The following is a 6938-nucleotide window of genomic DNA, read 5'->3' on the forward strand; positions in this document are numbered from 1 at the left end:
AGGTTCGAAGCTACCGTCCCGGTCCCGTGGCACAGCGATAGGCAGTTCGCCGTCTTGCCCCTTCAATCTCTTGGCGGATGACCCGTTGCGACGGTTGGTCTGATCAGGCGGGGCATCCTTGCCGTCTTCATAGCCCAAATGTGACGTCAACTCAGCACCGAGCATTCGCTCCATCAGCTTGATCTTGAGCTCTTTCATTAGACCGGCATCGCCAAGCAGGTCTTCAGGCCGCTCGCAGCCCTTCAGTAGTTCGTCCAGCAGTTCCTCGGATATGGTCATCGTCCTTGCTCCTCTCAGGAAGCATGGACCAGATCGCAGTTACACAGAAGATCGGACACTCTCGGCCAGCATTTTCTGAGCGCGTCGCACCCTGAAGAGGTGAACGAGCTCGCGCGATCGTTCATCAAAAAGTGGTCGTAAACTCTTACGACACATTAAACTGCCGTCATCAGCTTATCCACTACCTTAGCAGGTGACGGCTGACTGATGTTATTCAACGAAGCGCAGAGCTACTCGACTATAAAGAATTGCGCGCCGGATAAACTTGGCTCTACGCGTTCGGTTTAACCGGTAGCTCCCTCTTGCGGCGCGCAAGGATGTCGGACGACACAAGATATGAAGACGCGACGTGACTGCAAACCAGCCTGCGCGTCATTTCTACATCTAAGTTGAGTATCGCGTCAGCGATCTGACGATGCTCGCTTCGAGAGGACGCCAGCCGCCTACTGTCTTCTCGGAAATTGGCAGCCCGCCATGCAAAGGTTCGCATGCTGAGCTCGTCCAAGGTAGAGGCGAGTGTTGAGTTCCGAGCACCCGACTTTATAGCCTCGTGAAATTGCCTGTTGATATCGCTGTATGCGGTCGGGTCGTCGCAGGCATCGCCACTGTCAACAATCAACATAAGATGACGGCGCTCGATTTCACTCATACGTTTGGCCGCAAGAGCGGCAAGAGCGCTCTCTATCTCGCCAGTGGCTTCGAATAGTTCAGAAAGGTCTTCGGGTGCCATTTCGCGTACAAAGTAGGCGCGCCGGGTCCCACGCTCGGCGAGGCCTGCTTGGGCCAGCCGATGCAAGGCTTCCCTTACCGGAGTGCGCGATACACCGAATTTTTCGGCCAGTGACTTTTCGACAAGTGGTTCGCCCGCGGCCAATTTGCCGACCATGATAGTCTCTATCAGGCTTTCAAAGATGCAATCTGCTGCACGAATAATCATCAGCCATCCAATCCCGTCGTTTTGTGCTCTTTTAGCTTCCATTTGTATACATGTGCTTGCAAGCTTTAACCACATGACGCCGAGCAACTGGGAGGGTTCGGTTAAAAATGCCTCAAAATCGACGTGAGGCGGGCGAACTGGGGGAAACCCAGCGCGAGCATTTGTCGGCCGAAACGAACGAAGGGAGGAGACAATGCCAACAGGGATAATAAAATATGAAACCGATCGACCACAAAAAAGTTCTTGCCGAACGTCTGTCCGCACGCTTCGGACGTAGAACAGTACTTAAGGGCCTTGGTGCCGGCATTCTAACAGCTGCAACCGCTGGCGCACCTTCTCTTGTGCGTGCACAGCAAAGCGGTCACATCAAAATTGCGTCCATTAAAGTCATTGATACGCTGGACCCCCACTTCACTGGCTTCCTGTCTTCCATACAGATCATCAACAATATCCATAACGGTCTTCTCAAGATTGCTTACGACGGCAAGAACGTCACTTTTGAACCAGACCTCGCGGAAAGCTGGGATATCGAGGGCGACAAGGTCCACGTCTTCAAGCTGCGCGATGGCGTCAAGTTCCACGATGGGACACCTTGTGATGCCGAAGCTGTCAAATTCTCCCTTCTGCGTGTCAAAGAAGGGGAACCCAAGTCACCACACGCGTGGAAACTGGCGCTGTTGGAAACCATCGAGGTTGTCGACCCGCTGACCGTGAAGCTAACATTCTCTCAACCATACGCTTTCTTGCCCGTCGCACTGAACGGCTCGACCGGACGTGCGGGCACGATCGTTAGTCCCGCTGCCGTGCAGAAGTACGGTGCCGACTATGGACGTAATCCCGTTGGGACGGGGCCATTCAAATTTGTGTCCTGGAAAGAGAACGACGCAATCGAACTGGAAGCAAACCCCGATTATTTCGAACCAGGATTGCCAAAGCTTGAGCGTGCGACATTTGTTCTGATGAACGAGGCCTCGACTGCGCTTGCGGCGTTAATGTCCGGCCAAATCGACGGCATGACCGATTGCCCGATGCAGCTCGTCGATCAGGTCGAAGCTTTCCCGAATGCGAACCTGTACGGAGAGATCGAGGGGAACTACACCTTTGTCGGGATGAACTGCAAACGCGGTCCATTTGACGACGTTAACCTGCGTCGCGCTGTTGCTTGGGCTCTGGATCGAGATACCCTCGTGAAACAGGCGTACTTTGGTCGTGCGCAGAAAGCGTATACGCCTATTTCGCCTCCGATGACCGACTTCTTTGATCCTGACATTGCGTCCAGCGGCCGCGGTCAGTGGTATGATCTGGAAAAGGCCAAGTCCTTCCGCGCCAAAGCCGCCAATCAGGGCGAAGTCGAAGCCGTCTATATGATGGCTGAACGCGGTCCTGTTGGGACACGAGTGGCTCAAACTGTCGCTCCGATGTTGGCTGAGATCGGCATCAAGGCGAAGCTGGAACTTGTGGAGCCCGCAACATGGGTCAAGCGCCGCAACGCCTCCGATTTTGACCTCTATGACTTTGAATGGGTGGCCGACCTGGACCCTGATGAAACACTTTATCCCGAATTTAAATCGGACGGGGCATGGAACTTTGGCGGTTGGGTGAACACCGACTTTGACGACCTTTGCGCACAAGCTCAGGTCGAACTGGATCCAGCAGCACGACGCGCTTTGTACAACAAGGCAGAAGACTTGCTGATGGACGAAGCCGGCATTGCTGTCATGGCCCACATGCCAATTTACAAAGTGTTCTCTACCAAGGTTAAGGGGTTCCAATATATTCCGGCTGATCTTGTGAATCTACACACTGTGAGTATTGGCTAATGCTCGTTAAGGCACTGGGGAAAATCGCGCAGACATTCGTTGTCCTATTCGTCGTGTCGGTCGCCAGCTTCGGACTTTTGAAGCTGGCACCGGGCGATCCAATTCAGATCATGCTCGGGTCAGAGTTCTCTCAAGCGAGCTACGATTCACTAAGAGCCGAACTGGGGTTGGATCAACCATTCCTTGTCCAATACGCGAATTGGGCGATCCAGTTTGTGCAGGGCGATTGGGGAACATCCTATGTCGCGCGCGCAGAGATTTTCACCTATGCCTTTAAGGAGGCGTTGCCTGTCACGCTGACCCTCGCCTCCTTTTCTCTTCTTTTTGCAATTCTTGTTGGTGTCCCTTTGGGCGTATTATCAGCCATTAAGAAGGACACGATATTTGACGCCGGATCGGCTGTACTTGCCCTGACAGGCACGGCATTTCCTTCGTTTCTCCTGGGCATCTTGCTGATCTGGTTCTTTGCGGTGAAGCTTCAACTCTTTCCGGTAATGGGCTACGTCTCGCCGTGGGAGAACTTCTGGCTCGGCATTTACCACATGATCCTGCCCGGTCTTACGCTTTCGACCTATTTCATCGCGATGATCACCCGCCTTACCCGCGCGACACTGATCGAAGTGTTGGAGCAACCTTATATTGCAGCCGCTCGCGCACGCGGTGAACCCAATTGGCGCGTGGTTTGGGTGCATGGTGTGCGCAACATCGCGATGCCGCTCGTAACAATTCTTGGCTTGCAACTGGGTGTGCTGCTGCAAGGGACTGTTCTTACAGAAACAGTTTTCAACCTTCCTGGCGTTGGCCAGATGCTGACCTCTGCCGTTCTGGGGCGTGAGTACCTCGTGGTTCAGGCTGGTGTAATGATGACGGCAGTTTTGTTCATTGGCGTCAACTTGTTGGTCGATCTGTCCTACCCCTTCCTTGATCCACGACTGAGGACCAGCAAATGAGCGTTCAAATGACCAAGGGCGTCGCTGCGGTACCGATTGTGGACACCCCTTCACCCGCCGCAAAATCCCGTCGATCTGTTTTTATTCGGCGGCCTTTCTTCACCGCAGCTTTGCTTGTTGCAGCGGCTTATGTGCTGGCCGCGATTTTCGCGCCCTTTGTCGCCCCGTTCGATCCCGTTAAGCAGGACTTTAACGTCATGATGAAAGCACCCACTGTGGTGCATTGGATGGGCACAGATAGCTACGGCCAAGATATCCTGTCGCGCGTCATCTTCGGTGCACGATATGCGCTCATTATCGGCATTTTCTCTGTCATGATTGGTGCCCTTGGCGGGCTGATCATCGGGCTCGCCGCAGGCCTTTCGGGTGGATGGGCTGAATGGGGTCTGATGCGGTTGATCGACGCCATCCTTGCATTGCCGTCGCTGATCCTCGCCGTCGCATTCATCGCGATCCTTGGTCAAGGCGTGGACAAAGTCGTCATCGCAGTTGGCCTTTCCATGATAGGGCCCTTTGCGCGCACGGTGCGCAGTGACGTGATGCAGGTACGCGTTCAGCTTTTCATCGAAGCTGCGCAACTGATGTCCATTTCATACCTGCGTGTGATCCTACGCCATGTTTTGCCAAACGTGATTTTCCCGCTCGCCGTTCAGGTCACAATACGCGTTTCAGAGGCCATTCTGGTTTCCTCATCGCTGTCTTTTTTGGGCATCGGCGTCACGCCCCCGACACCTGACTGGGGCCTCATGATCGCTGAAGGACGCGATTTTGTCAGCTTTGCACCTTGGATGTCTGCGATGCCGGGTTTTGCTCTGGCCCTTTTGCTGATCGCCCTGTCGATTGTCGGCGACGGGGTGCGCGAAGAGTTTGATCCTAAATTACGGAGAGATTCATGAGCGATATGACCGTGAAACATGTCTTGTCGATCAAGGACCTCACCGTCTTCCGAGGTGCCGCTAAAATCTTGGATCGTGTCACGCTTGCGCTCGGTCAGGGAGAGACACTGGCTTTGGTCGGCGAAAGCGGTGCAGGGAAATCGACTATCGCCACTGCAATCATGCGCTTGCTTGAAAACGCGAGGGTCACCGGAAGCGCTACCTTGGCGGGCGAAGGCGACCTTCTCACGCTATCTGAGCGAAAGATGGTGAAGCTTCGAGGCCGCCGTTTGTCTATGATATTTCAGGACGCGGGTACTGCGCTGAACCCGTCGTACACAGTCGGACGACAGCTGAGCACGACCTTGCGACGCATCCACGGGCTATCAAAGGCAGACGCCCGAGAACAAGCGATTACACTATTCACCTCTGTCGGGATCAACGACCCCGAAGGCAGAATGTCTGCCTTCCCGCACCAATTATCAGGAGGCATGCAGCAGCGGGTTATGGTTGCTATCGCATTGGCAGGTAGTCCTGATTTGCTTTTGGCTGACGAGCCGACCTCTGCTCTGGATGTCACGATTCAAGCACAAATTGTCCGTCTGATCCTGCACCTGACCCGTGAACGTGGCGCAAGTTGTGTGTTTGTGTTGCATGATCTAGCCCTTGCCAGTCAGGCTTGTGATAGGATCGCGGTGCTCTATGCGGGACAAGTCGTCGAAAGTGGTCCGGCGCGCGATGTGCTCGAACGACATCGCCATCCTTACACTAAGCAACTAAAATCCTGTGTGCTCGAAATCGGCACCAAAGACTTACCAGTTCCCGAAGGAACTGTGCCGTCTCACGGGCAAATGCCTAACGGCTGCCGGTTTTGCACGCGCTGTCCACGCGCAGTGACGCGATGCGCGGACGAAGCGCCCCCCCTTGTGCCGGCCCAGCAGACCGCGACAGGCTCGCTTGATCACCATATTGCGTGTTGGAACCCCGAATGACTGTGCAAACCTTAACCGAAACCAATGCGACTGTCCCCGAGCAACCCATCTTCGAACTAATCGAGGTCGAGCAGGTGTTCGAAGTCCCCAAACCAGGGCGATCCCTTTTCAGCCGCGAAACAGTAGGTCTTCGTGCTTTGGATGGGGTTCGGCTTAATATTCGCAAAGGCACGTCCCTTGCTGTCGTCGGAGAAAGCGGTTCGGGTAAGTCTACCCTGCTTCGGGTCCTGCTGGGGCTGGACCGACCAAGCGGTGGGCGTGCGCTTTATAACAGTAAACCCATTCTGGAAGGACGCGCCACGGGTATCGATTTTGCACGCGATGTTGCGATGGTCTATCAAGATGCTCGTGGGTCACTCGACCCTCGTATGACTATTGGCGCGCTCATTGCAGAACCGCTTCGGCACTTCAATATCGTATCGCGCGAAGAGGAAGCCTCACGTGTTGCGCAACTGCTTGATAGGGTCGGATTGCCTGCAGACGCTGCTGACCGGTATCCATCGGGGTTGTCAGGAGGACAGGTGCGACGCGTGGCTATCGCACGCGCATTAGCATCGGAGCCTACGGTGCTTGTGGCGGATGAAGCTGTTTCAGGGCTCGACGTATCGACCCAAGCGCAGCTGTTAACTTTGTTGCAGTCATTACAGCGAGACATGGGCCTGACGCTTATCTTCATTACGCACGACCTTGGCGTCGCGAGCTTCCTTTGTGAAGAAATCGCGATCATGTATCTTGGCCGTATCGTCGAAACTGTCCGTCGTCATATAAAATGGGGCATCAGAGCGGTTTGAGCATTGGAGGCTCTGGCTCGTATGTGTAGTTGATTATGCGGCTTGTTTTTGGTGTTGCAAGCGACGTTGGCGGATTGTCTGCTTCTTGATCTTTTCCCTTTCCCTCAGAATGGCTTTGTCGCGGCCAAAGTAGACGTCGGCTGGCGTGACGTTGTTCAGGCTCTCGTGGTAGCGCTGGTTGTTGTAGTATTCGACGAAGGCCCCGATCTGACGCTCAAGATCGCCTGGCAGGTAGTAGTTTTCCAGCAGAACCCGGTTCTTCATGGTCTGGTGCCAGCGTTCGATTTTGCCTTG

At 54.5% G+C, this 6938-nt stretch carries 8 protein-coding genes; 5 read left to right on the forward strand and 3 right to left on the reverse strand.

Annotated features, from left to right (window positions below; translation table 11 throughout):
- Both BLQ98_RS17740 and BLQ98_RS17745 read right to left on the reverse strand, forming a co-directional pair.
- The coding region (locus tag BLQ98_RS17740; RefSeq protein WP_208596102.1) for a transposase at window positions 1–279 on the reverse strand (279 nt) is incomplete at its 3' end.
- A 271-nt stretch (window positions 280–550) separates the two neighbouring features.
- Entirely contained in the window at window positions 551–1258 is a 708-nt protein-coding gene (locus BLQ98_RS17745) for a GntR family transcriptional regulator (protein ID WP_093734517.1), read from the reverse strand.
- A 173-nt stretch (window positions 1259–1431) separates the two neighbouring features.
- On the opposite strand from BLQ98_RS17745, the gene BLQ98_RS17750 reads away from it, so the two are divergent.
- From BLQ98_RS17750 to BLQ98_RS17770, 5 genes are read left to right on the forward strand one after another with little or no spacing between them, the layout of a single operon-like run.
- Window positions 1432–3036: an ABC transporter substrate-binding protein gene (locus BLQ98_RS17750; protein ID WP_093734518.1), complete on the forward strand. Its 1605-nt coding sequence runs from the start codon at window positions 1432–1434 to the stop codon at window positions 3034–3036.
- The gene (locus tag BLQ98_RS17755; RefSeq protein WP_093734519.1) at window positions 3036–3986 is read left to right on the forward strand and encodes an ABC transporter permease; all 951 of its coding nucleotides are present in this window, start codon (window positions 3036–3038) and stop codon (window positions 3984–3986) included. The genes BLQ98_RS17750 and BLQ98_RS17755 overlap by 1 nt, the downstream gene beginning before the upstream one ends.
- The gene (locus tag BLQ98_RS17760) at window positions 3983–4882 is read left to right on the forward strand and encodes an ABC transporter permease (protein WP_093734520.1); all 900 of its coding nucleotides are present in this window, start codon (window positions 3983–3985) and stop codon (window positions 4880–4882) included. The genes BLQ98_RS17755 and BLQ98_RS17760 overlap by 4 nt, the downstream gene beginning before the upstream one ends.
- Window positions 4879–5853 carry an ABC transporter ATP-binding protein gene (locus BLQ98_RS17765; RefSeq protein WP_093734521.1) on the forward strand — a complete coding sequence of 325 codons (975 nt, stop codon included), beginning with the start codon at window positions 4879–4881 and terminating at the stop codon, window positions 5851–5853. Before BLQ98_RS17760 ends, BLQ98_RS17765 begins: the two co-directional genes overlap by 4 nt.
- Window positions 5850–6644: an ABC transporter ATP-binding protein gene (locus BLQ98_RS17770; RefSeq protein WP_244148484.1), complete on the forward strand. Its 795-nt coding sequence runs from the start codon at window positions 5850–5852 to the stop codon at window positions 6642–6644. The genes BLQ98_RS17765 and BLQ98_RS17770 overlap by 4 nt, the downstream gene beginning before the upstream one ends.
- A 33-nt stretch (window positions 6645–6677) precedes the next feature.
- Here BLQ98_RS17770 and BLQ98_RS17775 read toward each other — a convergent pair.
- The coding region (locus BLQ98_RS17775; protein ID WP_141135387.1) for an integrase core domain-containing protein at window positions 6678–6938 on the reverse strand (261 nt) is incomplete at its 5' end.

It is taken from the genome of Sulfitobacter litoralis (assembly GCF_900103185.1).
In the GTDB taxonomy this organism is placed as follows: Bacteria; Pseudomonadota; Alphaproteobacteria; order Rhodobacterales; family Rhodobacteraceae; genus Sulfitobacter; species Sulfitobacter litoralis.

What these genes read in the sequence shown, in the direction of transcription:
- BLQ98_RS17765 (WP_093734521.1), top strand. Translation starts at nt 4,879, where the DNA reads ATGAGCGATATGACCGTGAAACATGTCTTGTCGATCAAGGACCTCACC.
- BLQ98_RS17770 (WP_244148484.1), top strand. Translation starts at nt 5,850, where the DNA reads ATGACTGTGCAAACCTTAACCGAAACCAATGCGACTGTCCCCGAGCAA.
- BLQ98_RS17750 (WP_093734518.1), top strand. Translation starts at nt 1,432, where the DNA reads ATGAAACCGATCGACCACAAAAAAGTTCTTGCCGAACGTCTGTCCGCA.
- BLQ98_RS17760 (WP_093734520.1), top strand. Translation starts at nt 3,983, where the DNA reads ATGAGCGTTCAAATGACCAAGGGCGTCGCTGCGGTACCGATTGTGGAC.
- BLQ98_RS17755 (WP_093734519.1), top strand. Translation starts at nt 3,036, where the DNA reads ATGCTCGTTAAGGCACTGGGGAAAATCGCGCAGACATTCGTTGTCCTA.
- BLQ98_RS17745 (WP_093734517.1), bottom strand. Translation starts at nt 1,258, where the DNA reads ATGGAAGCTAAAAGAGCACAAAACGACGGGATTGGATGGCTGATGATT.